Origin of the sequence: Fictibacillus sp. 7GRE50 (assembly GCF_015903875.1) — a bacterium.
GTDB lineage: Bacteria > Bacillota > Bacilli > Bacillales > Fictibacillaceae > Fictibacillus > Fictibacillus phosphorivorans.
In genome coordinates this window covers 673,436-699,423 of record NZ_JACZDW010000001.1, presented here as the reverse complement: position 1 = coordinate 699,423, position 25,988 = coordinate 673,436, and the positions used below count along the sequence as shown (strand labels likewise).

General features: G+C 37.8%; 28 protein-coding genes. 22 read left to right on the top strand and 6 right to left on the bottom strand.

The genetic code is table 11. The features are described 5' to 3' along the window. The first annotated feature begins 135 nt into the window (after window positions 1-135). Window positions 136-804 carry a DNA alkylation repair protein gene (locus tag IHV12_RS03530; RefSeq protein WP_197189827.1) on the top strand — a complete coding sequence of 223 codons (669 nt, stop codon included), beginning with the start codon at window positions 136-138 and terminating at the stop codon, window positions 802-804. Between the two features lie 139 nt (window positions 805-943). Here the strand turns inward: IHV12_RS03530 and IHV12_RS03525 are convergent, their stop codons facing one another. Then, window positions 944-2,215 (bottom strand): FtsW/RodA/SpoVE family cell cycle protein, encoded by a 1,272-nt coding sequence (locus IHV12_RS03525; RefSeq protein WP_197189826.1) that lies wholly within the window; start codon window positions 2,213-2,215, stop codon window positions 944-946. Continuing rightward, window positions 2,206-2,550 carry a PadR family transcriptional regulator gene (locus IHV12_RS03520; RefSeq protein ID WP_197189825.1) on the bottom strand — a complete coding sequence of 115 codons (345 nt, stop codon included), beginning with the start codon at window positions 2,548-2,550 and terminating at the stop codon, window positions 2,206-2,208. The genes IHV12_RS03525 and IHV12_RS03520 overlap by 10 nt, the downstream gene beginning before the upstream one ends. Window positions 2,551-2,918: 368 nt before the next feature. On the opposite strand from IHV12_RS03520, the gene IHV12_RS03515 reads away from it, so the two are divergent. The 10 genes from IHV12_RS03515 (at window position 2,919) to IHV12_RS03470 (ending at window position 9,975) form a co-directional block, all read left to right on the top strand. Continuing rightward, on the top strand, window positions 2,919-3,320 hold the full coding sequence (locus IHV12_RS03515; protein ID WP_197189824.1) for a hypothetical protein: 402 nt from the start codon (window positions 2,919-2,921) through the stop codon (window positions 3,318-3,320). A 69-nt stretch (window positions 3,321-3,389) separates the two neighbouring features. Beyond that, window positions 3,390-3,623 (top strand): hypothetical protein, encoded by a 234-nt coding sequence (locus tag IHV12_RS03510; RefSeq protein ID WP_197189823.1) that lies wholly within the window; start codon window positions 3,390-3,392, stop codon window positions 3,621-3,623. A gap of 294 nt (window positions 3,624-3,917) precedes the next feature. Further along, the gene (locus tag IHV12_RS03505; RefSeq protein WP_231620620.1) at window positions 3,918-5,474 is read left to right on the top strand and encodes a class A beta-lactamase-related serine hydrolase; all 1,557 of its coding nucleotides are present in this window, start codon (window positions 3,918-3,920) and stop codon (window positions 5,472-5,474) included. 491 nt (window positions 5,475-5,965) lie between these two features. After that, window positions 5,966-6,574, top strand: a complete 609-nt coding sequence (locus IHV12_RS03500) for a histidine phosphatase family protein (protein ID WP_197189821.1) — start codon at window positions 5,966-5,968, stop codon at window positions 6,572-6,574. Beyond that, window positions 6,571-7,074 (top strand): NUDIX domain-containing protein, encoded by a 504-nt coding sequence (locus tag IHV12_RS03495; protein ID WP_197189820.1) that lies wholly within the window; start codon window positions 6,571-6,573, stop codon window positions 7,072-7,074. Before IHV12_RS03500 ends, IHV12_RS03495 begins: the two co-directional genes overlap by 4 nt. Before the next feature lie 180 nt (window positions 7,075-7,254). After that, on the top strand, window positions 7,255-7,620 hold the full coding sequence (locus IHV12_RS03490; protein ID WP_197189819.1) for a DUF2089 domain-containing protein: 366 nt from the start codon (window positions 7,255-7,257) through the stop codon (window positions 7,618-7,620). A gap of 11 nt (window positions 7,621-7,631) precedes the next feature. Further along, the gene (locus IHV12_RS03485; protein WP_197189818.1) at window positions 7,632-8,033 is read left to right on the top strand and encodes an SHOCT-like domain-containing protein; all 402 of its coding nucleotides are present in this window, start codon (window positions 7,632-7,634) and stop codon (window positions 8,031-8,033) included. Window positions 8,034-8,044: 11 nt separating this feature from the next. After that, entirely contained in the window at window positions 8,045-8,326 is a 282-nt protein-coding gene (locus tag IHV12_RS03480; RefSeq protein WP_197189817.1) for a hypothetical protein, read from the top strand. Window positions 8,327-8,596: 270 nt separating this feature from the next. Then, a complete protein-coding gene (locus IHV12_RS03475) occupies window positions 8,597-9,304 on the top strand; it encodes a DNA alkylation repair protein (RefSeq protein ID WP_197189816.1) in 708 nt (235 codons plus the stop codon). Between the two features lie 128 nt (window positions 9,305-9,432). Beyond that, a complete protein-coding gene (locus tag IHV12_RS03470) occupies window positions 9,433-9,975 on the top strand; it encodes a class I SAM-dependent methyltransferase (RefSeq protein WP_197189815.1) in 543 nt (180 codons plus the stop codon). A 49-nt stretch (window positions 9,976-10,024) separates the two neighbouring features. Here IHV12_RS03470 and IHV12_RS03465 read toward each other — a convergent pair whose 3' ends face one another. The 4 genes from IHV12_RS03465 to IHV12_RS03450 all read right to left on the bottom strand — a co-directional run bounded on the left by IHV12_RS03465 (window position 10,025) and on the right by IHV12_RS03450 (window position 13,957). Beyond that, window positions 10,025-10,699 (bottom strand): ABC transporter ATP-binding protein, encoded by a 675-nt coding sequence (locus tag IHV12_RS03465; RefSeq protein WP_197189814.1) that lies wholly within the window; start codon window positions 10,697-10,699, stop codon window positions 10,025-10,027. Window positions 10,700-10,702: 3 nt separating this feature from the next. Then, the gene (locus tag IHV12_RS03460) at window positions 10,703-11,737 is read right to left on the bottom strand and encodes an ABC transporter permease (protein WP_197189813.1); all 1,035 of its coding nucleotides are present in this window, start codon (window positions 11,735-11,737) and stop codon (window positions 10,703-10,705) included. 166 nt (window positions 11,738-11,903) lie between these two features. After that, the gene (locus tag IHV12_RS03455; protein WP_197189812.1) at window positions 11,904-13,283 is read right to left on the bottom strand and encodes a sensor histidine kinase; all 1,380 of its coding nucleotides are present in this window, start codon (window positions 13,281-13,283) and stop codon (window positions 11,904-11,906) included. Continuing rightward, window positions 13,280-13,957, bottom strand: a complete 678-nt coding sequence (locus tag IHV12_RS03450) for a response regulator transcription factor (RefSeq protein WP_197189811.1) — start codon at window positions 13,955-13,957, stop codon at window positions 13,280-13,282. The genes IHV12_RS03455 and IHV12_RS03450 overlap by 4 nt, the downstream gene beginning before the upstream one ends. Window positions 13,958-14,137: 180 nt before the next feature. Here IHV12_RS03450 and IHV12_RS03445 point away from each other — a divergent pair, with 180 nt between their 5' ends. The 11 genes from IHV12_RS03445 (at window position 14,138) to IHV12_RS03395 (ending at window position 25,973) form a co-directional block, all read left to right on the top strand. Next, window positions 14,138-14,962, top strand: coding sequence for a cupin domain-containing protein (locus tag IHV12_RS03445; protein ID WP_197189810.1), 825 nt, complete (start codon window positions 14,138-14,140; stop codon window positions 14,960-14,962). Window positions 14,963-15,356: 394 nt separating this feature from the next. Then, entirely contained in the window at window positions 15,357-15,548 is a 192-nt protein-coding gene (locus IHV12_RS03440; RefSeq protein ID WP_066397779.1) for an alpha/beta-type small acid-soluble spore protein, read from the top strand. A 108-nt stretch (window positions 15,549-15,656) separates the two neighbouring features. Continuing rightward, complete coding sequence (locus IHV12_RS03435; RefSeq protein ID WP_197129168.1) at window positions 15,657-15,797, top strand: hypothetical protein; 141 nt, start codon at window positions 15,657-15,659, stop codon at window positions 15,795-15,797. Between the two features lie 222 nt (window positions 15,798-16,019). Further along, the gene (locus IHV12_RS03430) at window positions 16,020-16,655 is read left to right on the top strand and encodes an FMN-dependent NADH-azoreductase (protein ID WP_197189809.1); all 636 of its coding nucleotides are present in this window, start codon (window positions 16,020-16,022) and stop codon (window positions 16,653-16,655) included. 253 nt (window positions 16,656-16,908) lie between these two features. Continuing rightward, window positions 16,909-17,583, top strand: coding sequence for a DUF4867 family protein (locus IHV12_RS03425; protein ID WP_231618250.1), 675 nt, complete (start codon window positions 16,909-16,911; stop codon window positions 17,581-17,583). 33 nt (window positions 17,584-17,616) lie between these two features. Next, a complete protein-coding gene (locus tag IHV12_RS03420) occupies window positions 17,617-19,395 on the top strand; it encodes a solute:sodium symporter family transporter (protein ID WP_197189808.1) in 1,779 nt (592 codons plus the stop codon). A gap of 13 nt (window positions 19,396-19,408) precedes the next feature. Next, on the top strand, window positions 19,409-21,442 hold the full coding sequence (locus IHV12_RS03415; RefSeq protein WP_197189807.1) for an alpha-glucosidase: 2,034 nt from the start codon (window positions 19,409-19,411) through the stop codon (window positions 21,440-21,442). Window positions 21,443-21,825: 383 nt separating this feature from the next. Beyond that, on the top strand, window positions 21,826-23,166 hold the full coding sequence (gene sftI, locus IHV12_RS03410) for a sulfoquinovose isomerase (RefSeq protein ID WP_197189806.1): 1,341 nt from the start codon (window positions 21,826-21,828) through the stop codon (window positions 23,164-23,166). 17 nt (window positions 23,167-23,183) lie between these two features. Further along, a complete protein-coding gene (locus IHV12_RS03405) occupies window positions 23,184-24,356 on the top strand; it encodes a diphosphate--fructose-6-phosphate 1-phosphotransferase (protein WP_197189805.1) in 1,173 nt (390 codons plus the stop codon). Then, a complete protein-coding gene (locus IHV12_RS22980; protein ID WP_137791625.1) occupies window positions 24,343-25,059 on the top strand; it encodes a GntR family transcriptional regulator in 717 nt (238 codons plus the stop codon). The genes IHV12_RS03405 and IHV12_RS22980 overlap by 14 nt, the downstream gene beginning before the upstream one ends. A 23-nt stretch (window positions 25,060-25,082) precedes the next feature. Beyond that, a complete protein-coding gene (locus tag IHV12_RS03395) occupies window positions 25,083-25,973 on the top strand; it encodes a class II fructose-bisphosphate aldolase (RefSeq protein ID WP_197189804.1) in 891 nt (296 codons plus the stop codon). Window positions 25,974-25,988 lie beyond the last annotated feature (15 nt).

Genomic DNA, 25,988 nt, shown 5'->3' with positions numbered 1-25,988 from the left:
CCGTAACATAAGTAACGGTGAAATGAATCACTCCTTTTACATTGTTATGGTAAAATTGTATGCAACAAGACTTATAACGATATATCTCGCCAATAACATAATATGAAACATTGCTTTAATAAGGAGTTGTGTCAAATGAATAAAAATAAAAGCACAGAAATAAAACTCTCTTCGAAAGCAGAAAACATTCTATCTCAGTTTAATACTAAAACGAAGCTAGGCGACTTACGAAAAATCGCGAAGGACATAAAAAAAGATCACGAACTAGCTATGGAACTTTGGTCAACCGGAGATTTTGTACCAAGACTATTGGCAATCTTAATTATGGACAAAAAACTTCTTTCACAAGATGTACTAAATAAGCTTGATAAGGATATGCAGACTCACACTCTTGATGAGCGAAATAACTTAATGGATTGGTTAATGGCTAATCAGCTCACCAAAGACAAGAAGAACATAGCATTGATGGAGTCATGGGAAAATAGCCCTTCTGCTCTTCAAAGGAGAGCCTTCTGGTATTTTCAAGGTCGATTGAGATGGACTGGACAAACACCGCCAGATAACACCGAAGACTTACTATCTGCAATTGAAGCTACTATTATGCAGGAAGAACCGGAAGTTCAATGGGCTATGAATTTCACCGCAGGCTGGATAGGCGTTTATGATGAAAAGTATCGAGCACGTTGTATTAAACTTGGGGAGAAAACGGGTCTTTTCAAAGATGAAATGGTATCAAAAGGATGTACTCCCAATTATTTGCCTGAGTTCATTACAATTGAGGTAAATAAACGAATTGAGAATTAATTACCAATGAACCCAATTTATGATTCGCACTTTTCTATCATCAATAAAGTAGACCATTAAAAAATCTCAGACTGGAAATAGTCTGAGATTTTAGTAATGGATTCTTTGCAGCACTGGTGGTCAATAACGGGGGTAGCTTTTAAGTGCTTTGCGGACCGTGAGTCAAGCAAACTGTCTCCTTGGTTTTTCGTCTTCTATATACGCTGAGAATCAGTCCTGCGGATATCATCTCCAGCAATAAATGTGAACCTCCATAACTCATGAATGGGACGGATACGCCAGTCAGTGGAGATAAACCGAGATTCGTCAGTAGGCTTAGTATAAACTGAGCTGAAAAGACTGCTGCCAATCCTGTAATAAGTAATTTTCCATAAGGGTGATTCACATTTTTGGCGGTAATCGATATTCTGCAAATAAAAAATATAACCAGGGCTAAGGCAATGATTGCGGCTAGCCACCCGAACGAATAGATGATGTACGCCAATATAAGATCAGTATGGACCTCAGAAATGAAACTTGGGGTCACCTGAAGGGTACTTCCTATAAAATAAGCCTCACCTATTTTATGATTGGTATAGGGGCTTAACATAGAATATCTCTGAGAAAGAGCCAGCAGATTCCAGATAGGCCATATAGAAGCAGCAACTGCGAATGTTATCGTTTGCTTCAGGCTGGACCTTGACGTATGCATGATTGCAACAGAGACAATGATGCTAATAGTAGTAGCTGCAAAGGCTCCTGTAGTCGACAATATGAAAATAGGTATTAACATAAGAGCTACTCCAAACCAAGACTTTTGTTTATCATGCCAGTCCCAGGAATGAAAGATTCCTGAAATGGCAATGACCAAAAGGAATGGTGTGATTTCGGTGAAATTAATACTGGCGAAGCCTACATCTAAAAATGGAACATTATCGACTCTAACACCAATGAGAACGGTTAATAAAAGTATGAGGATTGTTGCAGCATATAGGTGCTTAGAATACTTCAGCAATCTTCTGTAATCAAACATAAATAGGCTTAGCATGAGCACGACACCCAACAGGTAAAAGACAAGACTTTTATTGAAAACTTTCATTTCTTGAAGCTCTGTAAAAGCCGAATGAAATTGCAAATAATACATAATTAGCAGCCCAAATAGAGAAGTTGTCAGCACGGACAGCAAGGTTTTCATATCCATAGGGGCTTTATGTGTTTTGTTAAGCTGCTTCCCCAAAACTCCTGCATCTCCCATACGTGCCAATGCTTGATCTATAGCCTCTTCTTCTGAAAGTCCTGTACTCATGGCCTCCTCTTTGAGTGTATGAAGGTGATCGTTGATTTCCAGTTTTATAAGGGCATGTACATCCTTATTTTTTATCCGTTTACACAAATCTCTAATATATATTTCAAACTTATTATCTAATCCCATACGATTTTCTCCCCACTTAAAACTTCGTCAACAGCATTCTTGAAAACGGACCACTCTTCTTTTTTTTCTTGAATAAATTCTTTACCCTGGTCATTAATCTTGTAATATTTCCTCTTTCTCTTTCCAGTCCCTTCGCCCCAGTAAGATACAATTAGTTCTTTCTCCTCAAGGGTGTGAAGGATGGGATAGATCGTGCCTTCCTTTAAACTAAAAATCCCATTAGACTTTGATTCCAGTTCTTTGATAATTTCATAGCCGTACATTGGTTTAGAATTAAGCAAACTCAAAATAAGAGTAGTAGTACTACCCTTAAGCAATTCTTTGCTTATCTTCATAAACAGTTCACCTCCATATACATAGTAAATCTATGCATAGTTATTATATGTATAATTTATGATATAAATTAATTCCTGTCAATATGTCTATACAGAAAAACGGCATGTTTTATATAACAAAAATTCATTTTCATAAGTTGCACTTAATAGTTGAATGTGGTCTTGGTCTCAGTAAAGAAAGGGATAACAGACAATAAGAATTCCTATCAGATTTTTATGTTTATGAAGCAAACATTGATTATTTAACAAAAGGTCAACCAGAAATTCTAGATAACCTTATATTACGATCGGGTGCATTTCTTTAAGAAGGAGAAGTGCTCTTTTTTAGTGAATTAAATTTTAGTATTATGCAAAAGAGGTGATTACAAATGAGTTTAGCAAGTTACATTGGTTGTAATGTACAGGTGAATGATAGTGAATCAGAAGAGTTGATATATATTGGTGCTTGTTTTGCTGGAGATGAAGAATTAGACAGTGTTAGAAAATATCAGTTCTCTACGCCCTTTGTTTATGAGGTATCGAGTCATTGGGGAATTGAAATCACAGAGTATATAAATGAGGATACACTTAATGAGTCAAAACAAAAGTTATTAGAACTATGTAAAATTATGGACAAGTACCTTCAGAAAGGGGATTATTTTGAGTTATATAGTTGTTGGGTAGGGGAAGAACGTGATAAACGAGTAGGTAAAGTAATACTTCCGATTTACGGATTTAATATTGATCAGCTTGTTTTACCAGAAAAAACTTTAGTTCGATTTGAAAAATAATCTGCTGGAATAATCGTCTGTATCTTTTATTCCACAAAAGGGTGCTTTTCTTTAGAAAGGAAGCAGGAAATGGATCTAGAAGAATTAAAAAAGTATCTTGAAATTGGACATGATATTGAATTCAAATTCGATAATGAAGAATATTCTATTACTCCTACAGCGACTGGGATTTGTTTGACTAAATTTTATAATCTAGATCATCAAGAATACGAAAACCTTGATGAATTCATTAACAAAGCTAAAATAAACAATTACAAATTGAAAGATATCATCGATCAAATTAACGGGATATTTATTTATTAATTGTTAATAGAAGTTATCTAGTATTCTGCAACAAACGGGTGCGTTTCTTCAGGAGTGTATTTCCAAAAGAGATTCTCTTTTTACATATAAATAACGTTTAATAGTACTGTTAATCAAAATGATATTAACAGTGCTCTTTTTTTGAAATTTATAAGGTATAACAAATAACACTATAAAACTAATTTTTGGAAAATTGAAATGAAATTAGTATTATATAACTGGGTTTAACTGTAAAATATAGATTGATCTATGCATCTATTATTCATGCGAAATTGCCATCAAGGAGAAAAAGTTATGAAACAATTAGTAAGAATAATTAGCTTTTTGGTTCCATTGATTCTAGGATTGAATGGTCTAGCTGCTCATTTAGTAATCGCTGAATCAAGTGGAAAAATGGAGAAAATCGAAGAGCTGGTTGAAAAGCAAAGACATATTAGTAAAATTCCAGGTATATCACTAGTTATCGTTGAAAAGGGTGAAACAGTTTATCAAAGGGGTTTCGGCTACAAAAACGTGAAAGAGAAAACACCTGTTACGTGCAGCACATTATTTGAGATTGGATCAACTACTAAGGCATTTACCGGTTTGGCCATTCTTCGTTTGGAGAAGGAAGGGAAGTTAAAACGTTCTGATAGTGTTCAAGAGTATATTCCATGGTTGAAGCTTACATATCAGGGAGAACCTCAAACCATTACGCTGAATCAGTTACTCTATCATTCAAGCGGAATCGCATCAAATTCTATAGCGCAAATTCCTGAAAGTAATGCTTCAAACGCACTTGAATTGAACGTAAAGACATTATTGAATCAGGAACTGAATCGAAAGCCAGGAAGCACGTTTGAATATGCAACAATTAATTACGATGTTCTAGGACTCGTAATCGAGAATGTAACGAAACAACCGTATGATCTTCACATAAAAAATCAGGTATTAAAACCTATAGGGATGAAAGATTCCTTCGTTGGTCTCCACCAAGTTCAGTCTTCAATGGTCGCACAAGGCTACAAGATAGGATTTTTGAGAGAGCAGAAATACACACCCCCTATTTATCGTGGAAACATACCCGCTGGATATATCATCAGCAACACTACTGACATTGCGAAATGGATGAATTTACAGTTAGGATATGATTCGAATAAAGAGTTTGATAAGCAACTCATTAAAGAATCGCACCATCCTGATCGATCGGTGGATGCTTTTGATAAGAATTCTTACTATGCCAGCGGATGGGAAGTTGTAAAAAAGGAAGCAAAACAATATATTCAGCATGAGGGGCAGAATCCAACATATTCATCGTTTATCATTATGCAGCCAGATAAAGAATTAGGTGTAGCAATCCTTTCTAATATGAATTCAAGTTTTACGACATCGATCGGCCAAAGTGTTATGGATATATGGGAAGGTAAAAGTGTTTCAACCAACCAAACTGATAGTTATCAAAAGCTGGACAAAATAGCGACCGTTCTTCTTAGTATACTCACTGTCCTTGGTGTTATTTTTATCCTATTATTACTACGAACAATAAGACAGATAATTAGAAAACAACGAGAAAGAAGAGCATTAAAAGGCAAAAGGATTTTAATCTTATCCATACATACGTTGCTATTCGTTGCAATTTTGATTTTAGTAATCTTATTTCCAAAAATCTTATTAGGATTTACCTGGACATTCATCCAGGTATGGGGGCCAGTTTCTATAACAGTATTATTTTATGGTTTTATAACCACAAGCATTATCTTCTATGTTTATGGGCTATTACTTATTCTCACCAAAAAACAAACGGCATTAATAAGGGAAAGCTTTGGTAAATATAATTTCAATTCATTTATTATACTTTGCCTATTTCTATAAAAGGAAAATGTACCTTTTTTATGAGATGATCTAAATTGAGAAAAACGCAATAATTTGAAATAATTGGAATAGGAAGAGGGTAAATCTAATTAAAAAGAAAGGTGAGTACATTGAGATTTTTAAAGATTTTCGGAATAGGATTACTCTTATTTGTTTTATTAATCATCAGTTTACTTAAAAGCACCAGTGATCCTTCTACTAGAGATGGAATAGGATTTTTAATAGCTTTTGGTGTTGTCTTTTATTTGCCTACATTATTTATTACAGCCCTCATTTTCCAGAAACAAAAGAAATAGTGATAAACGGAAGTGAGAAAAATAGGGAGTTCTTATAATATAGAAATTCCTTTTATCATTGTTATCAATTAAAGTAATATCTTCCTTTCGTAATCTTAAGAAAATACCAAAATGGACAATCTATTATCTTTTATTTTTCTATTGTTTTTTTAGGATTTTATTAGTTAAACTCTAAGTAAAAGTATCGGAGGTCTCATGAACACAATCGTATACATGGTAAGGCATGGTGACTCACCAAAGGAAGGCAATGAACGGACGAGAGGATTAACCGAAAAAGGGTATGAAGATGCTTGTCGTGTGACTGAACTTCTAAAAGACAAGAAGATTGATATTGTAGTTTCGAGCCCTTACCGCCGCTCTATTTTAACGATAGAAAAGATAGCTTTACATATAAGGAAAGAAGTTGAGGTTATTGAGGGTCTAAGAGAAAGAGTATTTTCTTCGAGTTCCAATAGATTAGAAGATAATGAGCTCGGTCCTCTATTAGAAAAATCATTTGTAGACTTTAATTTCTCTCTTGAGGATGGCGAATCAAATGCAGCTTGTCAAAAGAGGGCAGTTCAAGTTTTGAAAGAACTCTTACATACGTATAAAGATAAAAATATGGTAATCGGAACTCATGGTGCCGTTATGACCTTGATGATGAATTATTTTGATTCTTCTTTTGACTTAGATTTTCTCTACAGCACAACAAAACCGGATATCTATAGATTAGCGTTCAATGACGAGGAGTTAGTAAGCGTTGAAAGAGTATGGGACAAGACTTTCATAAAATTAATTGATAACGGGGGATTAATGACATGACCTATCATATTCGAGTAAGAGTAGGCGCACTTATTATTGAAAATGATGAGATATTATTAACAGAGTTTAATGATCCATATCGGGGAATTTTTTATGATTTTCCAGCTGGTGGAGCGGAACCTCATGAATCTCTGATCGAAGCTGTAAAGAGGGAAGCAAGGGAGGAAGCGAATATTGATGTGGAGGTAGGTCCATTAGCTTTTGTCTATGAGTATGCTCCTCATCTAAACGAAAATAAGTATGGTCAAACACACACGCTAGTCATGCTGTTTGATTGTACATTGAAAAGTGGGTCCAAACCTAGATTGCCGGATAAGCCTGATCCAAATCAGACAGCTGTTAAGTGGGTTCCGCTATCAGAGCTTGAACATTTAGAGCTTTATGCGAACATTGGAAAACAAATTAATGATTATGCGAGCAAGAAGCGAAATATTGATCTACTACAAGAACACAAACTTCTAGATCAAACATTTACATCTAAACTCACGGAGACTTTCTAATAAGGGAAGTCTCTTTTTTATAGGAGCTTTAATAATGTTAAGTTTTAATTTAAATAATAAACAATTATTATCAATAAAATTAATTTATTCAACTCTAAATATTAATATTTTAATAAAAACTATTCACATAATTAATTATAAGGTATATAATCTAATTAATCGATATGAAAGGAGAATGAGATGGCTCACCCATTACTTACAAATTGTCCGGTTTGTTCACAAACGTTAAAGATAACTAAACTTCACTGTTCACATTGTCACACGACAATTGAGAACGAATTCGAATTGTCAAAATTTGCGTCACTAACGAAAGAACAGCTTCATTTTGTGGAAGTCTTTCTTGTATGTAGAGGCAATATTAAAGAGGTTGAAAAAGAGCTAGGGATATCGTATCCAACCGTTCGAGGCAAGCTGAACGATATAGCCTCTTCATTAGGATATGAAACCAAAAAGAAGAATGAGGTCGATGAGAAAAAGATTGTTGGGATGCTTGAGCGCGGAGAAATTTCTCCAGATGAAGCAATCAAAATGCTAAAGGATGAATAGGAGGATATAAAATGAAAAGTGAGATTGAGAAAGTCTTAACGATGGTGCAAGAAGGTAAGATTGATACAGATAAAGGTTCAGAATTAATTCAAGTCTTACAAGAAAAAGAACACTCTACTACTGTTAAGCCATTAAGCTATACGTCTCATAATTCTTCTAATTACATCGACAAAACCTTGAAAATCCGTGTTGTATCTGAGAATGACAATGTGAATGTGAACCTACCCATCAAACTAGTAAAGGTTGTACTAGCAGCAGGTCACAACATTGCTTTAAAGATTCCTCAATCTGAACAATATGTAAAAGATATTGATATTAATCTAATACTTGAAGCCATTGAAAACGAACTGGATGGACAGATTGTTGATGTGAAGTCAGCGAACGGGGATACCGTTTCAATTACGATTGAGTAGAGGATGCAAACATGTTACATGTAAATGTGAAAACAAAAGAGGCAAAGTTCTCATTTCCTGTTCCTTATGTCCTATTAAATATAGGGATATCTATTATCACTTCTAAGTTATTAATTCGACAAGTAAACAAATGGTCGAAACCTCATCTAGATAAGAAAAACATAGCCTTCACCATTCCTTCCATAGATCAATCAGAACTGAAACCTATTATTAAAGAGCTAAAAAAGCACAAAGGATTAGAGCTCGTTAATGTGAAAGCGCAAGATGGAACTGAAGTGATTGTAAAATTATAGAATAAGCAATAACACAGTTAAAAGGTTTCTGATTCCGCAAAAGCATTCATAACAAAAACAAGTTAAAGAAATAGTTAAACAAATGAGTGCTTTTCTGTAGTGGAAAAAGCGCTCTTTTTTATGCATAAGTCGATTTCGATGAAAGAGGAATATGAATAAGCAGTCGAGAAGAAGAGAATGGGATAATTAAGGATAAAGTTTTAGCTCAGTCAAAACTAGCTGTGCCCTTTTCCTACACAATACGTAAGTACTAAAAAGGAAGTGTAATAAATGAATGCAGAAGATGTGATGCAGGAACTTGAAGCTCTTGGCAAGGAACGGACCAAGAAGATGTATATATCCAATGGTGCCAAAGAACCGGTGTTTGGTGTAGCAACTGGTGCCATGAAGCCTATCGCTAAAAAGATTAAAGGAAATCAAACCTTAGCTGAAGAGCTTTACGCGACAGGAAATTACGATGCGATGTACTTTGCAGGAATCATAGCTGATCCGACGGTTATGACCGAAAATGATTTTGAGCGTTGGATTGACGGAGCTTATTTTTATATGTTGTCCGATTATGTAGTAGCAGTCACACTTTCTGAAACTGAAATGGCACAAGAGGTGGCGGACAAATGGATTGCAAGCGGTGATGAGCTCAAGATGTCAGCAGGTTGGAGTTGTTACTGCTGGCTATTAGGTAATCGGCCAGACAGCAAATTCTCAAGAACGAAGTTAGATAAAATGCTTGAGGTCATAAAAAATACTATTCATGATGCACCTGAACGAACAAAATCTTCAATGAATAATTTTGTCTATACAGTAGGGGTATCCTACGTGCCATTACATGAAAAAGCGGTTGAGACAGCAAACGCTATAGGACCGGTAGAAATGAAACAGGACAAGAAAAAAGCGAAGTATCTACTCGCTTCTGAAAATATTCAAAAGGCGATAGATAAAGGTCAGGTTGGTTTTAAGCGGAAATACGTAAGATGTTAATTATTTAGATTATAATGATACTCCTGTTTTGAGTTCGTTTATGAAAAACAATTTTGCACGGGAATTAATTTTATAATTCAAATTCCGAACGATAGGGCGTGTTTTCTAGATTGAATAAACAAGCTGATATGAAAGTTGTAATCGGTGCAGGTGAGTATAATAATAATCCCAATTGGCTGCAGACGCAGGAGTCAGAACTAAATTTATTAAAGCGGCTTGATTGGGAGAGGCAATTTTCAGGTGAATCGTTACAAGCAATCTTAGCTGAACACGTATGGGAGCATTTGACTTTTGCAGAGGGAGTCGAGGCGGCAAAGATTTGCTTTGATTTTTTAAAGCCAGGTGGCCACATTCGTTGTGCAGTACCAGATGGCTTTTTTCCTGATAAAGATTATCAAATGGGTGTACAAATAGGCGGTCCTGGGCCGAAAGATCATCCTGCTGCAAGTCATAAGATTGTACATAATTATAGAACAATTACATCTATGTTTAGAAAAGCGGGTTTTTCTGTTACTCTTTTAGAATATTGTGATGAGAAAGGAAATTTTCATACACAGGATTGGGATGAAAGTGAAGGATATATTTATCGCTCTATGCGCTTTGATCATAGAAATCAAAACGGGAAACTTGGTTTTGTATCTTTAATAGTGGACGCAAAAAAGCCTTTTTAACCCTAATATACCGTTCAAGCTCAATAGGCATTGAACGGTATATTTTATTTTACACAACCAAACCATCGCTCATTTTTACAACATGATCAACATAAGAAAGCATTTCCTCGTCATGGGTGACCATAAGAGTCGTAATGTTTAAGGTTTTCGTTAGGTCTTGGATGAGTGACATAATCTCTTTAGATTTCTTTGTATCCAGACTTGCAGTCGGTTCATCTGCAAAGAGAACTTTCGGCTTATGGATAACCGCTCGAGCGATAGCGACGCGCTGTTTCTCTCCACCGGATAAAGAAGAGGGATAAGCATGTTTTCGATGAGATAAACCAACACTGTCTAAAATATAATCAATTTCTTGTTCACGTTTTTCATTTTTCATTTTCACTTCAGATACATCTAACATGAGGCTTAATTGCTCCCGAACGGTTAAAAACGGGACAAGATGTGCAAATTGGAAAACAAAACCGAATTTCTTCGCTCTTATGCTGCGCATTTCCTCTGAAGTCATGGAAGTTAAGTTATGTCCATTAAATAAAATATTCCCGTCTGATGCGGGCTGCAGTCCTGCAGCAATGGTTAGCAGGGTACTCTTACCAGACCCCGATGGACCGACTAACGCTGTAATCTCACCTTCTTTAAGCGTTAGGTTTATTCCTTTTAATATCTCTTCTTTCATGTCACCATTCGTAAACGTTTTTCGTAATTCATCAATCGTAAAAATATCCATATATTAAACCTCTCCTTGTTGTATGGCTTGTAAAGGTTCAACTTTTTTAATTTGTAAACCAGATAGCGTAGCTCCAATAAATCCAATCACCAGGAAGACGATGGACAATTGCAGCGTGGTTTCGTTCGTTAAATGATAAGGCATATCCTTAGGTGCAATTTCCTTGAATAATTGGCTAAAACCAACAGAAAGAGTAAGGGATATGATTGTGATGCATAGCATTTGTGTCCACATCATTTTAAACAGATCACTTGTTTTTACGCCGATTGCTTTCAATATGCCATATAGCCCAATCTTTTGAACGTTCATCATATAGAAGAAGATAGCGAACAGCATACCGCTAATAACGATTAGAAACCAAACGATCATATTCAAAGACATTTGTTCTGCACTGTAACTCGGAATGGTAGAAAGGAATTCTTTATTCGAGAAAGTTTGCAGCTCTTTGAAATTTAGTGTTTCATCTGCACCTGGTATGAAAAGTAGCTGCATTTCTTCAGCTCGATACATCTGCTTGTAATCTTCCATATTCAGAAAAGCAACTGGAGCATGACTGAACTTTTTTTGGTCAACAAAATCCTTAACAACAAGCGGTTCGTTGAATGGTTTATGTGTTAAGGTATCACCAACTTTAATTCCGTCTTTCTCTAATGAACGGTCTAGAACGATTTCCCCGGGTGCCACTGATTGGAATAATTTAGAATCGGTAGAAGCAACAAAAGCAACGCTTCGTTGTTTGTCACTCTCATCGTTTAGAAATCCCATTTGTATAGAGAGTGCAGCAGCATTTTTATGTTTGTTTAACACTTGCTCTTGAAGCCTATTATCAATTCTAGAGAGGTTGTAATTTTCTTCTGCGTCATTATTCATATAAAACTGGCCGTTCGGCAAGTCTTTAATTAAGGCAGCGTTATCTTGTGATAACCCATTGGCCAAACCAGAAATAATAAAAGTTAATAAACTAATTAAAAAGATGATTGAACCTAATATGGAGAACCTACCTTTATTTTTTTTTATTTCTTTCCATGCAATGTTCATAACGTCTCCTCCAATCTTTTTACATCCTTTAGTTTATGGTCCTTATATGAACGGAGAATGAATAACAAGTTACAAATCAAGTTGTTTAGAATTGGAGAGGAGACATAAATAAATCAGGCATCACCAATGGGATTCCATTAATAATGCCTGATATATTTGAAATGGATTAATCTATAGGTAATTCAACCACGACCGTAGTTCCTTCATTTTCCTTGCTCTTCACATCTGTATGACCACCGTGAAGTTTCACAATTGTAGCAACGATGGATAGACCAAGTCCTGTTCCGTCAACAGTTCGCGATCGGGCAACATCAGCTCGGTAAAAACGGTCAAAGATTCTTTCTACTTCTTTATCGGTCATGCCTATCCCCGTATCTTTAAAGGTGATGAATATCGATTTTCCTCTCGTTTCAACAGCTATCTCAATACTGCCATCAGGATTATTATATTTAATAGCATTGGTTAGAAGGTTATCCCATACGGCATTCAATAGAGAAGGATCGCCGAAGAACTCGGTATCTGGTAATGAATAGCTAAGCATGACGCCTCTTTCATTTGTTAACCATTGATAATTTCGAATCAGTTCTTTAATCTGCTGTGAAAGATTGAACGTTTTTTTCTGTAAAATATCTTCGTTCCGATCTAATGATGCAAGAAGTAGTAATTGTTTCGTTAAGTTTGAGAGTCTACTGATCTCACCATTTATAACAGATATGTATTGCATTCGGTCATATGAACTCAGATCATCTTTTTCTAACAGGTTGGTGTACCCTTTTATATTCGATAGTGGAGACTGTATATCATGAGAAATATTTGAGATGAATTCTTTTCGCATCTCATCTGATTGTTCTAGCTTTCGAGCCATCTGTTTGAAGCTCTGAGAAAGGACGCCTAATTCATCCCTACGCCTCGTATCAAGCTCAACAGAATAGCTTCCTTGTGAGAGTGATTTTGTGGCAATGGTTAATTTGGATATTGGTTTTACTAAATATTTTGCACTTATGACTACCATCAAAATACTGATGACAATCATCAGACCAAAAAGCCAGCCGAATAGAACATGCATCTCATTAAAAAGAAGTTTAATATCGGGTCGGATAAACAGCGCATAATTTTCCTCGCGATGCGTTAGCGGAACACCGATCGAATTACTCAATTCGTTTGCAAAAAAACCAGTTACAAATGTTTGCTTTGGAAAATGAAGAATCCCATGATAGACCTCACCATTTAATACACTGTCTTTTGTTGAGGAAGGAAGTCTCGTGTTACGAAATTTTGCTCCGAAGTACATTTCCTTCCCTGTTCTTTCTACAAGGTAGATTTGATAGCCGATTGTAGATAGGTTCTTCAAGTATTCGTTCAGGTTGATGGTCGGGTGTTCTTCGACAAAGGCGGCCATCTCAAGCGCAATCTTTGTGTTTTTTTGGTCATTAGCAGGTTTTAATTTTTGCTGATAGTATGTATTGGAGGCGAAAAAGGCTAATACGCCGCTTAAAAGCATAATCCCTATTGTTATAACAACAAATTTGGTATACAGTGACCTCATTTTTTTGCCTCCAACAAATATCCGACTCCTCGGACGGTTTTAATTTGGAAATCATCCGTTAATTTTGAAAAACGTTCTCTTAATCTTTTGACATGAACATCTACTGTTCTTTCATCTCCTTCATAATCTATACCCCAGATGTGCTCTATTAATTGAACACGTGAAAATACCTGCATCGGGTTAGATACGAAGAAATACAAAAGTTCGAATTCCTTTAGTGGTAAAAGGATCGTAACGTCACCGATATGTACTTCATAGCTTTTTTTGTTGATGATCGTTCTTCCTAAAGTAACAGTTGCTGAATCTGATTGCTTATCATACCGTCTTAATAAAGCCTTAATTCGAAAGAGTAATTCTTTCGGTTCAAACGGTTTAACAAGATAATCATCAGTTCCTGATAGATAGCCTTGTTCTTTATCTTCAATTTGATTTTTAGAAGTTAGTAAGATAATGGGAATGTCGTAAATTTGACGTATCTCTTTGGTTAAGTGATATCCATCCATATAAGGCATCATCACATCTACAACAGCTAACTCGCAGCTCGTATGCCGCAGGACTTTTAAAGCTTCTAAACCATCTTGAGCCTGATATACCTTATAACCGATTTCTGATAAAAAAGTATCTATAAGCTTTAAGATATTACGATCATCATCGACAATTAAAATATTCGTCATTTTAGATACTCCTAACCAAATGTTGAGTCTTTTCTCTTACTAGTATGGGTTAATCTCTTTATAAGTTGTAGACAAGTTTTTGTCCATTCAAAGTGTGAATGGCATTCTATTGCAGTTGAATATATTAACGTACTTTCTAATGACATAGGCATATGATGAAATTATAAGTCATTGAAGGGAATGATTGATCTGGAACAACAAGAATTTGAAGCCCTATATTCGGGAATTATTAGAGAGCAATTCCTTGTGGATTTTTACAATCGGTTGGCAAATGAAGCTCCTAATCAGATTCATAAGAATAATATCCTTTATGCTTTGGAATGTAAAAGGTCCAATCTGAATGATTTAGTAAAAATGTTCACGGCTCTTACAGGAAAACTGCCTGAATACCAAAATAATGTCTTATCTTATAGTAGTTATGAGGAGGGATTGAGAAAAGCTCATCAAGCAGAACTAATGGATTGCCAGCGTTATCAGCATGACTATTATCGCTGTAAGCAGCCACATGTTCAACAGGTTTTGCTACAGACCTATTATCAGAAGTGTGAAGATGCAACACGAATAGGATGGTTAAAAAAACGAGTACCGATTAAATTAAAAGATTATGGAGGACAGCCTTTTGTAGTAAATATTGATGAAGCTACTAAGCAAAACCAGACGTACCGCACTGCTCTTTGGACAGGAGATAAGTTACAGGTAACATTGATGAGTATTGGAGTGGGGGAGGACATTGGTTTAGAAGTGCATCCGACCACTGATCAATTTCTCCGGATAGAAGAAGGCCAAGGGTTTGTACAAATGGGTGACAGTCCTGACCAGTTAGATTATACCGCCAATGTGTATGATGACTTTGCAGTTATGATACCAGCTGGAAAATGGCATAACTTAACGAATACAGGAAATAAACCGATTAAACTCTACGCTATTTATGCACCACCAGAGCATCCGTTTGGCACCGTTCATGAAACAAAAGCCATAGCGATGGCTGCAGAAGCCAGTGAATAAGTGGAATGGATTCTTTTCGTGCCATATGAAAAAAAGCTAACCATAAGGCTAGCTTTTTTTGTGGCTTTAATTGATTGGGTTAGCCAATTCTCTTCTTGTTTTTCTTGCTTTTAGCACGTTTTTTAGAAGATAGAACCCCGTTTAAGATACTAATGAAACTCACAATGAATTCCCCCCATATAGAACTTCCGAAAAGAGAATATTCGGTGTATCCTCTCTTCTCCATATCTTATGCAGACATATTTAAAATGTTTGGACAAACTGTATCCATACTTAAGCAAATAATAAAATACACACACACCTAATGAAACATTGAAAAAAATTTTCTAAGGTTATGAATAAGATTGAAAGTTAGTGGGATTATAAGAGTAGAAATGAAAGGGAGGTGAATAGAATGGCTAAAAACAACAGCAACCAATTATCAGTACCTGGAGCTCAAGGAGCTCTTGATCAAATGAAGTATGAGATCGCTTCTGAGTTCGGTGTAAACCTTGGACCAGACACTACTTCACGTGCAAACGGATCTGTAGGTGGAGAAATCACTAAGCGTCTTGTAGCACAAGCTTTAGGCGGACAACGCTACTAATTTTCAAACCTTTTGCTATGGCTATCTGTTTTATGCAGATAGCTTTTTTTGTATGAATTAAAAGTTAAACAACCGTTTAAACTATCTCTGTTGGAGGTGAATGGATAGATGAATGAAGATAGACCGACTCACTATGATGGGAGTCTTTTAAACACTGAAGTTTTCAATGATGATACTTTGCAAGAGCCGTTTCTTTTAACAGATGAAGTGAGGGCGAACATTGCTGGGAATCCTTATGATAAATCGTGATTGCAGTTCATTGAAAGTCGTTGATTTCCGCTCCAGGTTGCTCGCTTTCCATGGGGCGACCGGTGAGCACCTTGCCGCTTTGCGCCCTTAAGGGTCTCACCTGACCGCTCGTCCCATAGGAGTCGGCAACCTTCCGCTCCAATCAACTTGCATAGAAGTGAAAAGAACATTCAAAGCAACGGTAATTTAGAAAAGAAAAAACTGAAAGGCAGTGTCAATTACATGACAAAGGTATTATATATTACAGCGCATCCTCATGATGATCAAGTCTCTTACAGCATGGCTGTTGGTAAAGCATTTATTGATGAATACAAAAAAGTTAACCCGGATCATGAATTGATTCATGTGGATTTGTATAAAGAGGACATTCCTCACATCGACCTTGATGTCTTTAGCGGATGGGGTAAACTGCAATCTGGTAAAGGATTTGAAGAGCTTTCTGCAGAAGAAAAAGCTAAAGTGGGAAGACTTTCAGAGCTTTGTGAGCAGTTTGTAGTGGCTGATAAATATGTTTTCGTAACACCAATGTGGAATTTCTCATTTCCACCTGTTATGAAAGCATACATCGATTCAGTGGCGGTAGCAGGAAAAACGTTCAAGTATACAGAGCAAGGACCTGTTGGACTATTAACGAACAAGAAAGCACTACATATACAAGCTAGCGGCGGGATCTATTCGGAAGGACCTGCAGCAGCAATGGAGATGGGGCACCGTTATTTAAGCGTGATCATGCAATTTTTTGGCGTTCCATCGTTCCAAGGATTGTTTGTTGAAGGACATGCGGCCATGCCAGATAAAGCGAATGAAATTAAAGAAAATGCCATTGCTCGTGCTAAAGATTCCGCACATACGTTTTAACAGTTAGAAACCTCCCAAAAAGAAAACTTGTAGACGTTGTCTGCAAGTTTTTTTATAATGAAAAATCCTTGTCTACCAACTAAAAAGAGCATTTGTAAACAATTGTATGTAAAAAACTCCTTGCAATTTTGAATGCGTTTTCATAGAATAAAAAGCAACATCTATATTGACTGAATTTTTTTAAAACAAAAGGTAGTGATGTTTTAATAAAGATACCTATGTTATTGTTTTTTGAAAAAGAGGAGGTAATAAGTTGTCACACGTAAACATGAAAGAAAACAGCATGATTATAGAGCATGTTAGTGATGATTCATTCAAGAGTTATGGAAAAGTGATTACAGGCTATGATTTTACACGTTTAATGAACACGATGAAGCAATCTACGAAAATTCCAGAGCATGAAAATGTTTATGTGGCTTCAGAACCGATTCTGGAAGACGATCTCGTAAAAAAACAAATTGAGACTTACTTTTATGGTGAGATGCCTGCCCAGATTGGGTATTGCAACGGTCGGAATTCAACGTTAAATGGCCTTGAATATCACAAAGGAAGTGAGATCAATATAGCAGTGACTGATTTAGTTCTCCTTCTTGGAAAAGTACAGGATATCGAAAATAATACATTTCATTCGAATAATGTAAGGGCTTTCTTTATTCCTGAAGGAACGGCAATTGAAATATACGAGACGACACTGCACTTTGCACCTTGTAAAGTTCAAGAATCAGGATTCAAATGCATTGTTGTTTTACCAAAAGGAACGAATGAACCGTTAGAAGTTGCGCCAGCAGAGCGTGAAAAAAGTACTGATGAAGATCACTTGCTTTTTATGAAGAATAAATGGCTGATCGCACATCCGGATCGAAAAAAGCTGATAGAAAAGGGAGCTTATCCTGGAATTATCGGTGACAACATAGAAGTCTTGTTTTAACTATCATTATTTAAAAGGACAGGGGTGTTCGATATGTTTTCAGGCATTGGATTTACACTTTTATCATGTACATTTTTTATGGGACTGGTCGCATGGATCTCTTACTTAAAAACAAAAGGGGAGACAGAAGATTCTACGGGCTATTTCTTAGCAGGACGCGGGTTGAATGGGACATTTATCGCCGGATCACTGCTTCTTACCAATCTTTCTGCTGAGCACTTGATCGGTTTGAATGGACAAGGGTATCGAACGAACATGTCCAACATGGCTTGGGAAGTAACGGCTGGCTTTGCGATTGTTATCATGGCTCTCTATCTATTACCGAAATATTTAGGAGGAGCTTTTACAACATTGCCAGAGTTTCTCAGCACGCGATTTGATGAGGGGGTTCGTCGCTATACGGTTTTGCTATTTATGCTGGGCTATATTTTAGTTACGATTCCATCAACCCTTTACTCAGGTGCACTGACTATTCTTAAACTCTTTGATGTGCCAGGTCTTTTAGGCATTTCCTACACGCAATCGGTTTGGCTCTTAATTTGGGTGATCGGAATCATCGGTGCAGTATACGCAATCTTTGGCGGTTTAAAAGCCGTTGCTGTATCGGATACGATTAATGGAATCGGACTTTTGATAGTAGGACTTTTAGTGCCTGCTCTAGGTTTCTTAGCACTCGGAGATGGGAACATGTTTGAGGGCATGAAGACCATTGCAACAAACAGTCCGGAAAAACTAAATGCGATCGGATCGAGTACGGACTCGGTTCCGTTTGGGACCATCTTTACGGGTATGATTTTTGCAAACTTGTTCTATTGGGGAACAAACCAGTACGTTATTCAACGTACGCTTGGAGCACAAAACTTAAAAGAAGGTCAAAAAGGTGTGCTTTATTCTGGTTTCTATAAGCTTGCGATTCCACTATTTATGATGATTCCTGGTATTATCGCTTTCCACCTATATGGAGGAGGATTAAGCCCGGTTGATCTTGCTTATCCAACATTAGTAGCAGATGTATTGCCAAAATACTTATCAGGTTTCTTCCTAGCTGTTCTATTAGGAGCGGTATTTAGTACATTTAACTCGTTGCTTAACTCAGCAGCAACCATGTTTGCTCTTGATATCTATAAACCGCAGTTCAATCCGAAAGCGACTGACGATCAGTTGATCCGGATGAGTAAATGGTTTGGTACAGTTATTGCACTTGTATCATTCTTTATCTCACCATTACTGATGAACGCACCTGATGGTCTTTGGGATCTGATCAGACGCTTTACAGGGTTCTTTAATATTCCGATCATCACAATTGTTCTTGTTGGTATCTTCTCTAAGCGAATTCCTGCACTTGCTGCAAAAGTAGTAATCATTTTCCATGTTATTACCTACTACTTGCTCGTTTGGGGCTTGGATCAATTGTTTGGTATTCAAACCACCATTAACTTTATCCATATTTACGCGATTCTGTTCTTCGTAGAGGTTGGAATTATGATCGCAATTGGGAAATGGAAGCCTTTGCAAAAACCATATGTGTATAAAGCGAATGCACAAGTCGACATGGTACCTTGGAAATACGCACTTCCCGTAACGTTTATCTTGCTAAGTTTGCTTGCGAGTATGTACATCGTGTTCTCTCCGATTGGTTTAGCTTATCAGGATTCAATCGTTTCGGGGTATTTCTGGCCAGCGATTGCAGGATTGGCAATTGTTACTGGAGTTCTTATCTACCTTTCGCTAAAGGTTTGGAATCGGAAGTATGCAGACTTCTTAAGTGAACAGCACAAAAAAGAAGTAAAAGAAGCAAGAAAGCTAGCATAATAAGGAGGTTCTTATGGCTCTTAAAACAAATGAAACAAAATTCGTTTTGAACGAAATAAATAATGGATTTCAAATTGTTGCTGATGGCAGACTTCTCTTTCATCACTCTCTTCAGCAGCCCATGCTCTATGTAGGATATGGGGAAGAAACAATCAACATGTATCGAGGAAATTTTGACATTCACGATTATGTAGTAGAAAGAATAGGACTTCGTTATGTTGATGTTGTTCAAGAGGAAAATGGTTTTCAACTTTCTTTTTCAAAATTTGACGGTGGACCAACAGATCTCGAAATTCTTCTCACCGAAGAGGACAGAAAAGTAAAACTTCAGTTTACAAAACGTTCATCAGAAATAAACCGGTTATGGTTACGGGTACAAGCAGATAGCAACGAGAAAGTCTACGGTTGCGGTGAACAGCTGTCACATTTTAACCTGAGAGGCAAAAACTTTCCATTATGGACTTCGGAACCTGGTGTTGGAAGAAATAAGAACACGTACACAACATGGCAGGCGGATGTAAAAGATAAAGCAGGTGGTGACTACTACAACACGAACTATCCGCAACCAACCTTTATTTCTACTAAAAAATATTATTGCCATGTTGAAACAACGGCTTATGCTGACTTTGATTTTCGAAATGATGAATATCATGAACTTCAAATATGGGACATCCCGAAATATGTGCTATTTGAAACAGCGGAAAGCTATGTTGAGCTTGTCGAGAAATTAACTGATGTGTTTGGGCGACAGCCTGAATTACCAGATTGGACGTATAACGGAATCTGGCTCGGTTTACAAGGCGGAACCGACATTGTTCAAAAAAAGCTGGACGTAGCACTTGAAAAAGGAATTAAAGTCGGAGGAGTTTGGTGTCAGGACTGGCAAGGAAAACGCATCACTTCATTCGGAAAGAGATTGATGTGGAACTGGCGTTGGAACAGTGAAGAGTATCCAAATCTTGATCAAAAGATTGAGGAATGGAAAGCAAAAGGTATCCGCTTCTTGGGCTATATTAATCCTTACGTTGCTGTTGAAGGTGATCTCTACAAAACCGCGGCAGAGAAAGGATACCTTGCTCTAAATGAAACAGGGGACATCTACCTTGTTGACTTTGGAGAGTTCTACTGTGGAGTCGTAGATTTTACAAATCCTGAAGCTTGTACGTGGTACAAATCAGTCATTAAAGAAAACATGATTGACTTTGGCCTTGACGGCTGGATGGCTGATTTTGGTGAATACTTGCCAACAGATGTTCAACTCTATAACGGTGAATCGGCTAAAATCATGCATAATGCATGGCCCGCACTTTGGGCAAAAATAAATTATGAAGCAGTGAGTGAAGCTGGAAAATTAGGTGAAGTTACATACTTCATGAGAGCCGGTTATACGGGAATACAAAAATATTGTCCGCTATTATGGGGTGGAGATCAAAGTGTGAACTGGTCACTAGATGATGGATTAGCTTCTGTTATCCCGGCTGCACTTTCAGCTGGTATGACAGGCTGTGGTTTACACCATAGTGATATTGGCGGCTATACAAGTCTTCATGGAAACAAGCGAAGCAAAGAGCTCCTTCTTCGCTGGACAGATATGGCGACTTTTACACCCGTCATGCGAACACATGAAGGAAATCGTCCTGATGATTGTTATCAATTTGATGGTGATGAAGAGACGCTGCAGCATATTGCTCGTATGACAGATATCTATGTAAAGTTAGCGCCTTATACGAAAGACATCGTTAAGGAGAATGCTAAAAAAGGAATTCCAGTACAGCGTCCTTTGTTCATGCACTATGAGGAAGACGAAACAGCTTATGACATTCAATATCAATATTTATACGGCAGAGATCTTCTAGTGGCACCGGTGTATGAAGAAGCCGCAACCCATTGGAACGTCTACTTACCGGAAGATGAATGGGTGCACGTATGGACTGGAGAAGAATATCGTGGCGGTTATGCAGAAGTTGAAGCACCGATCGGTAAACCGCCTGTATTTTACAGAAAGAATTCCTCATACAAGGAATTGTTTGAATCATTAACGAACTAGAATTACAGAGGGGACAGGAATAGGTTTGTCCCCCTTATTCTTTTAAGCTTATGAAAACTTTTATAAATATAAAGGTAGTAATATATTTAAAAAGGTAGTAACCTTTTGTTATACTTATTCAAGATCACTCTTTCCTTTTAAATGATGATTGCCTTTGTTTACTCTTTTAAAGACATCATCGACAAGTTGATTGTAGTGTAAGTGCGAGACTCCTGGGGGATCAGCGGGACAGGTGGAGACTCCTAAGGGCGCAAAGCGGCAGGAGGCTCACCGCACGCCCCCCGGAAAGCGAGCAACTGAAACGGAGATCAACCACTTCCAAGAGCACCAAAATATACGAAAACAGCTTTAAAGATAGAACAATATGAAGGATGTGGACAACTATGCAAACGCCAACAATCGTATATATCCCAATTGGCAGAAAAACATTTGATCTAGAAGCTGGTGAGCAATACCGTAAGCAAAGCTCTGAATGGCTCAACAAGACGTACCACACAGTGTATGAACCAGAAGAAATTCTTACATCTGTAGAAGATCTACAGCAATTCCTTGAAACGCTAACCAATAAAAATATTGATTCTATCATCTATCAAAGCGTTACGTTTGCAGATGGTGAGTTTATTGCGAAAGTACTTCAATATCGAAACGAACCTGTTGTTGTATGGTCTGTAAGAGAACCAAGTGTAGGCGGCAGGCTTCGTCTTAATTCATTAACTGGAGGAAACAGCACGAGTAATGTTCTCATGCATCATCGTCACCCTTTTACATTCGTACTAGGTAACCCCGACGAAGAGCAGCTTCAAAAGCAGCTTTCTCGTCAAATCAGAGTGAATGTTTTGGTTAACAAGCTGAAGCAGCTAAAGATTGGAGTGATTGGAGAACATCCACCTGGCTTCTTCTTCTCAGATACAGACGAAGAACTTCTTCATCAAAAACTGGGAGTAACACTTAAAAAGATGGATCTCCTAAAAGCATTTCAAGAATGTGTAGAGCTACCTGAGGAAGAATGGACAGGTGCCATCGATCGAGCTGAACAGCAAGTCATAGGGTTGAATCGATCTGATGAAACGGTAAAGAAGTTTGCACAGTTTTCCACGTATGTGAAAAAGTATATTGAACAAGAAGATATTGCAGCACTCGCTGTTAGATGCTGGCCAGAATTTTTTAATGAATTAGGAGCAGCAGCGTGTTCGACACTATCTCAGTTTACCGAAGATGGTGTGGTATCTTCCTGTGAGTCGGATATTCATGGTGCGGTTTCGATGTTTATCCTACAAGAACTAAGTGGAGGAAACGCTCCGTATCTCGGGGATCTCGTTCATGTGAACGAACCTAATAATTCGGTTGTTTTCTGGCATTGCGGAGCAGGTGCTTATTCGCTCGCAAGTCCGTCAACCGGTGCACAATCAGGCGTGCATCCTAACCGTAAAATGGGCTTTACGATGGACTTTGGATTAAAAGCTGGAGAAGTAACAATCTTCAGACTAGGGTATACACCAGACGGATATCGCCTTCTTGTGATGAAGGGGGAAGCGCTAGATGTTCCGCAACCGTTTTCAGGAACCTCGGTTGAAGTAAGATTAAACGGAGATGTTTCTGAAACAGTAAATGCTCTTATGGAGAGTGGCTATGAACCTCACTTTGCTGTTGTGTATGCGGATGTTGCTGATGATCTATTGCAGCTAGGCAAGCAGCTTAACATTCCTACTGAGGTGTACGTATAGGAAGGGAGCGAACTTAGATGGCAAAGAGAGTAGCAATTGGGCAGGCTGGGGGTCCAACAGCCGTCATCAATGCCAGTTTAGTAGGTTTTGTAGAAACGCTCCAACAAGAAGTAGAGTTATTCGGTGTTTATAATGGCTACCAAGGTTTATATGAAAACGACATCGAAAAGCTTGATGATGAACTTTTAGGATGGATCAAATCACATCGATATGTAAACGGTGCATGCCTTGGTTCAGGACGCTATGAATTCACAACTGAAAAGATTCAAAAATCACTTTTGCATCTAAAGAAGCATGAAATTGATACTCTTGTTTTTATTGGCGGCAATGGTACAATGGCTGCTCTTCATAAGCTAGCTGAACAAGCTCGCCACATTAACTATGATCTTCAAGTCATCGGCATACCGAAGACGGTTGATAATGATCTAGCAGAAACGGATCATGCACCTGGCTTTGGAAGTGCCGCGCGTTATGTGGCGACAGCCGTCAGAGATATTAGCAGAGATCTATGTGCTATGCAGAATTTTGAGCAAGTGAGAATACTAGAAACGATGGGGCGTAACTCAGGATGGCTCGCTGCCGCAAGCGGTCTTTTGAGAAATGGAGAAGATGATGGGCCACACATCGTTTATGTTCCGGAACGAATTATTGAACCAGAACATTTTTTAGCAAATGTTAGAGAAGCTGTTCGATTTTTTGGATATGCAACAATTGTTGTTGCTGAAGGGTGTAAAATTAATTCCTTTTCAGATCAGGTCGAGAAAGCGAATGTTCAAGGCAGGACGATTCTAGGCGGCATTTCTGGCGTGCTTGAGAAAATGGTTAAAACAGAACTTGGTGTGATGGCTAGAGCTGAGATTCTTGGTATGAATCAGCGCAGCTCATCAGCAGTTATTTCTAAGCAAGATCAAGTGGAAGCCTTTGAAGTGGGACGAGAAGCTGCAAGACTTGTATTACGTGGTGAGACGGGGAGAATGGTTACCATACAACGATCGGCAAATATAGATTATACTTTTAGTATGAATAGCTGTCCTCTGCAAGGTGTTGCGCAGGGCGGGGAACGTTTCCTGCCTGATGCACTTATTGATGACCCGGAAGCCTATTACAAATGGCTCCGACCTCTCGCAGGGGAAGATCTACAAGCTTATCCCACTGTGAGAAAGAGGAGAATATTATATGAAAAGCAATAATACAGCACTTTATCTGCAAGTAAAAGACCATCTAATAGAAAAGATACAGCAGCAAATCTGGCGTCCGAACCAACTTATTCCAACTGAACAAGAGCTCATGAAGCAATTCGGTGTGAGCCGCACGACCATTCGTCAAGCGATCAATATGCTTGTGGCTGACGGGCTTTTAGAAAAACAACAAGGAAAAGGAACGGTTGTGAAGCCGCAACAGCTTGTTGGCTCATTAAAAAGATTAAAAGGTTTTGCAGAAGAAGTAATGGAGAAAGGACAAGTTCCTCACTCTAAAGTTCTGCGTGCAGAATTTATTGATACGCTTTTCTTTGAAAAAACAAAGCTTGGATTAAATGAAGATGAAAAAGTCCTTATCATTGAACGCATCCGATTTGCAGATGATGTCCCGATCGCATTAGAACGATCATGTTGGCCAGAAGCGATCGGAAAGTTACTGATGAAACACGATCTGGATACTGCTAAATTTTATTCCATCCTGGAAGAAGACAATATTTTGTTAAAACGTGCAGATGAAAAAATTTCTGCTATAAATTCTACGATATCTGAAGCAGATCTACTTGGAATTCGTGCAGGAGAAGCTCTTTTAGAGATGACTAGACTGAGTTATGGACTAAACGACAAGCCGATCGAATATACAAAAACAAGATATAGAAGTGACCAATACCACTATGACATTGAACTAAGACGATAATACAAACATTCGGAGGTATTACAATGGGATATATTTCAGGAAAAGAACTGTTAACACATGCTTACGAGAACCAATATGCTGTTGGGGCATTTAGTGCACATAACGCAGAAACCATTCTTGCTATCTTGGAAGCTGCTGAACAAGAACAAGCACCAATCATGATTCAAGTTGGTCAGAAAGTAATCAACACGATCGGACTTGAACCGATGAAGGCAATGATTGATGTATTCATGAAAAACATATCTGTTCCAGTCTGTATCCATCTGGATCACAGCAGGGAATATGAACAAACAATGAAAGCCATCCAGCTCGGTTTTCAATCCGTTATGTTTGATGGATCTGCTCTTTCGTTCGAAGAGAATACCTTCATCACAAGAAAAGTAGTAGACGCTTCACGTGCGCTTGGAATCGGTTCTGAAGGTGAGATAGGTAAGATTGGTGGAACGGAAGATGACATAACAGTTGCTGAAGAAGATGCAATGATTACAGCAACTGAAGAGGCTGTGGCGTTTGTTGAAGCAACGGATGTAGATTATCTTGCCGTCTCAATAGGTACAGCACATGGTATCTATAAGAATCCTCCAAAACTGGCATTTGAACGATTAAAAGAAATCTCAGCAGCGGTTAACCGTCCGATCGTTCTGCATGGTGGTTCTGATGTGCCGGATGAGCAGATTACAAAAGCAGTTTCGTTAGGTATTGCAAAAATCAATGTGGATACAGAGCTTAGACAATCATTCACAAAAGGCATGCAGCAAGTTCTAGAAGAAAACCCTGAAGAATTTCATCTAGCTGTTTCCCTTGGCAAAGGCCGTGAAGTTATGCAGAAAAAAGTTCAGGAGAAAATACGTCTATTCGGAAGTGCAGGAAAAGCGAGTGAATTCACAACGCGCGAAAAGGTCGTAACGTTATAAAATAGGGAGTGATGA

Excerpts from the sequence above, each read along its gene's own strand:
- IHV12_RS03530 (WP_197189827.1), top strand. The coding sequence starts at position 136 with ATGAATAAAAATAAAAGCACAGAAATAAAACTCTCTTCGAAAGCAGAA.
- IHV12_RS03525 (WP_197189826.1), bottom strand. The coding sequence starts at position 2,215 with ATGGGATTAGATAATAAGTTTGAAATATATATTAGAGATTTGTGTAAA.
- IHV12_RS03520 (WP_197189825.1), bottom strand. The coding sequence starts at position 2,550 with ATGAAGATAAGCAAAGAATTGCTTAAGGGTAGTACTACTACTCTTATT.
- IHV12_RS03515 (WP_197189824.1), top strand. The coding sequence starts at position 2,919 with ATGAGTTTAGCAAGTTACATTGGTTGTAATGTACAGGTGAATGATAGT.
- IHV12_RS03510 (WP_197189823.1), top strand. The coding sequence starts at position 3,390 with ATGGATCTAGAAGAATTAAAAAAGTATCTTGAAATTGGACATGATATT.
- IHV12_RS03505 (WP_231620620.1), top strand. The coding sequence starts at position 3,918 with ATGAAACAATTAGTAAGAATAATTAGCTTTTTGGTTCCATTGATTCTA.
- IHV12_RS03500 (WP_197189821.1), top strand. The coding sequence starts at position 5,966 with ATGAACACAATCGTATACATGGTAAGGCATGGTGACTCACCAAAGGAA.
- IHV12_RS03495 (WP_197189820.1), top strand. The coding sequence starts at position 6,571 with ATGACCTATCATATTCGAGTAAGAGTAGGCGCACTTATTATTGAAAAT.
- IHV12_RS03490 (WP_197189819.1), top strand. The coding sequence starts at position 7,255 with ATGGCTCACCCATTACTTACAAATTGTCCGGTTTGTTCACAAACGTTA.
- IHV12_RS03485 (WP_197189818.1), top strand. The coding sequence starts at position 7,632 with ATGAAAAGTGAGATTGAGAAAGTCTTAACGATGGTGCAAGAAGGTAAG.
- IHV12_RS03480 (WP_197189817.1), top strand. The coding sequence starts at position 8,045 with ATGTTACATGTAAATGTGAAAACAAAAGAGGCAAAGTTCTCATTTCCT.
- IHV12_RS03475 (WP_197189816.1), top strand. The coding sequence starts at position 8,597 with ATGAATGCAGAAGATGTGATGCAGGAACTTGAAGCTCTTGGCAAGGAA.
- IHV12_RS03470 (WP_197189815.1), top strand. The coding sequence starts at position 9,433 with ATGAAAGTTGTAATCGGTGCAGGTGAGTATAATAATAATCCCAATTGG.
- IHV12_RS03465 (WP_197189814.1), bottom strand. The coding sequence starts at position 10,699 with ATGGATATTTTTACGATTGATGAATTACGAAAAACGTTTACGAATGGT.
- IHV12_RS03460 (WP_197189813.1), bottom strand. The coding sequence starts at position 11,737 with ATGAACATTGCATGGAAAGAAATAAAAAAAAATAAAGGTAGGTTCTCC.
- IHV12_RS03455 (WP_197189812.1), bottom strand. The coding sequence starts at position 13,283 with ATGAGGTCACTGTATACCAAATTTGTTGTTATAACAATAGGGATTATG.
- IHV12_RS03450 (WP_197189811.1), bottom strand. The coding sequence starts at position 13,957 with ATGACGAATATTTTAATTGTCGATGATGATCGTAATATCTTAAAGCTT.
- IHV12_RS03445 (WP_197189810.1), top strand. The coding sequence starts at position 14,138 with ATGATTGATCTGGAACAACAAGAATTTGAAGCCCTATATTCGGGAATT.
- IHV12_RS03440 (WP_066397779.1), top strand. The coding sequence starts at position 15,357 with ATGGCTAAAAACAACAGCAACCAATTATCAGTACCTGGAGCTCAAGGA.
- IHV12_RS03435 (WP_197129168.1), top strand. The coding sequence starts at position 15,657 with ATGAATGAAGATAGACCGACTCACTATGATGGGAGTCTTTTAAACACT.
- IHV12_RS03430 (WP_197189809.1), top strand. The coding sequence starts at position 16,020 with ATGACAAAGGTATTATATATTACAGCGCATCCTCATGATGATCAAGTC.
- IHV12_RS03420 (WP_197189808.1), top strand. The coding sequence starts at position 17,617 with ATGTTTTCAGGCATTGGATTTACACTTTTATCATGTACATTTTTTATG.
- IHV12_RS03415 (WP_197189807.1), top strand. The coding sequence starts at position 19,409 with ATGGCTCTTAAAACAAATGAAACAAAATTCGTTTTGAACGAAATAAAT.
- sftI (WP_197189806.1), top strand. The coding sequence starts at position 21,826 with ATGCAAACGCCAACAATCGTATATATCCCAATTGGCAGAAAAACATTT.
- IHV12_RS03405 (WP_197189805.1), top strand. The coding sequence starts at position 23,184 with ATGGCAAAGAGAGTAGCAATTGGGCAGGCTGGGGGTCCAACAGCCGTC.
- IHV12_RS22980 (WP_137791625.1), top strand. The coding sequence starts at position 24,343 with ATGAAAAGCAATAATACAGCACTTTATCTGCAAGTAAAAGACCATCTA.
- IHV12_RS03395 (WP_197189804.1), top strand. The coding sequence starts at position 25,083 with ATGGGATATATTTCAGGAAAAGAACTGTTAACACATGCTTACGAGAAC.